The sequence below is a fragment of the Gluconobacter sp. P1D12_c genome, assembly GCF_018812105.1.
Classification (GTDB): Bacteria; Pseudomonadota; Alphaproteobacteria; order Acetobacterales; family Acetobacteraceae; genus Gluconobacter; species Gluconobacter oxydans_A.
Map to the genome: position 1 here is coordinate 1 of NZ_JACSIQ010000274.1, position 535 is coordinate 535.

General features: G+C 52.3%; 2 protein-coding genes. Both read left to right on the forward strand.

The annotated features are described in order from the left end of the window. A partial coding sequence (locus KP705_RS16705; protein ID WP_215765065.1) for a recombinase family protein occupies nucleotides 1-398 on the forward strand: 398 nt, incomplete at its 5' end. Nucleotides 399-435: 37 nt separating this feature from the next. Further along, a partial coding sequence (locus KP705_RS21495) for a plasmid recombination protein (protein ID WP_215765066.1) occupies nucleotides 436-535 on the forward strand: 100 nt, incomplete at its 3' end.

The window sequence follows — 535 nt, forward strand, 5'->3', positions numbered from 1 at the left end:
CAAAGCTTGATCGACTGGCCCGCTCTGTCCCTGATGCACGGCTTATTGGCGACAGCCTGGCATCCCGTGGCGTGAAGCTTCAACTTGGGAACAGTATTCACGATCCGTCTGATCCAATGGGCAAGTTGTTCTTCAACATCCTTGCGACTTTCGCGGAGTTTGAAGCCGATCTGATCCGGATGCGTACTCGTGAAGGGATGGCCGTTGCACGCGACAAAGGTAAACTACGCGGAAAGAAACCCAAGCTTTCTGAACGTCAGCAAAAAGAGCTTCGCCGGATGTATGATACCGGCGATTACTCCATCAGCGATCTTTCAGAACTGTTTTCTATTTCTCGGCCAACTGTCTATCGAACTCTCAGCAGAACAGCCTCAACGTTCTTGTTGGGTTCACTCTAAGCGTACGTAAAGTACACTTTCGTGTCGTGACCCCTATTTGAACGAGGCGTTGCGCTGGATTCAGGAGCGGCACGGCAAGGACAACGTGATCGCTGCCATCATTCACCGGGACGAAAAAACGCCGCACCTGTCGGCCT